Consider the following 1,005-nt stretch of genomic DNA (forward strand, 5'->3'; position numbering starts at 1 on the left):
CAAGCGCAAGAGGCTTCTGGCGCTCTCTCAAGCAATATGCCCCTCCATGTTGGTGATCCGGTGCGGTTGTTAAACCCCCATGGCGAAATTGGTTCTGCTTCTCTGGTGGTGCGCGATAGTTATAGTGAGGATGCGCCTAATCCCGCACGCTCTTTCCAAGAATTTGCTCTGTGTTATGCGGGTGGCGCTTTGCGTATCACGAAGAATGAGCTCATTCTCTCCCATGGGGAAAACCAAATCCATTTGAGTGAAAAAGGTTTGGTGCTTTCTCATCAATCAACCCGTGTTGAATTAACGGGCAGTGTGCATATTCAAGCAGAAGATTTGCAGCACAATCAAAAATCTGTTGGCGCAAGCCACAAACACGGTGGGGTCAAAATGGGTCCCTCCACAACCTCTTCCCCTCTTTAAAGGAGTTTTATCATGCGTGAGAACACTTATGTTATTTTAACCAATGCCGATTTTGTTGCAGGCAAGCGTTCACCAGGCAAGGGTGAGGAAATTTGTTTAAGTGAGGAAGCGGCTAAATATCCGTTGCTGCTTGGTCAGATCGCTGAAAAACCAGCCCCTGTTGTTGCTGCGGCCACAACGGTCTCTACCACAAAGACAACAAAGGGTGCTTAAAGCATGCGGTGCGGGATGAGCGAAAAGGATGGCTCTCTTTTATATGGCTTTGCGCATTGTCAACAGTCACTTCGTAAATGTCTGACGACAAGAATTGGGACACGGGTTTTGCGTCGTCATTATGGATGTGATGTTGGAGCATTCCAAGATGCCAATGCTGATCCTGCGACGATGATGCAGCTATATCAAGCAATTGTTGAAGCACTCGATGATCCAGAGTGTGGAGAGCCTGGGTTCTCGTTGCAGAGGATTGATCTGACAAAAGCAACGCGTGAAGGCACGTTCCATTTTGTTTTAACGGGTGTTTTTTATCCCAATGGGCATTTGGGGGATTGGTCACACCAAGAGCCAATGAGCATCAATTTAGAGGTTGGTGATGAC

General features: G+C 47.7%; 3 protein-coding genes. All 3 read left to right on the forward strand.

Going from position 1 to position 1,005, the window contains the following annotated elements; translation table 11 throughout:
* Positions 1 to 411: baseplate assembly protein (locus ACFINH_RS09980; RefSeq protein ID WP_375633014.1), on the forward strand; the 411-nt coding region annotated here is incomplete at its 5' end.
* Positions 412 to 423: 12 nt separating this feature from the next.
* Positions 424 to 624 carry a hypothetical protein gene (locus ACFINH_RS09985; protein WP_375633016.1) on the forward strand — a complete coding sequence of 67 codons (201 nt, stop codon included), beginning with the start codon at positions 424 to 426 and terminating at the stop codon, positions 622 to 624.
* Positions 625 to 627: 3 nt separating this feature from the next.
* Positions 628 to 1,005 (forward strand): GPW/gp25 family protein (locus ACFINH_RS09990; RefSeq protein WP_375613760.1); only part of this gene is annotated, 378 nt, incomplete at its 3' end.

It is taken from the genome of Bartonella sp. AA74HLJMH (genome assembly GCF_042197045.1).
Classification (GTDB): Bacteria; Pseudomonadota; Alphaproteobacteria; order Rhizobiales; family Rhizobiaceae; genus Bartonella.

Bases quoted from the DNA above. Each gene is read 5' to 3' on its own strand.
- ACFINH_RS09985 (WP_375633016.1), top strand. From the start codon at position 424: ATGCGTGAGAACACTTATGTTATTTTAACCAATGCCGATTTTGTTGCA.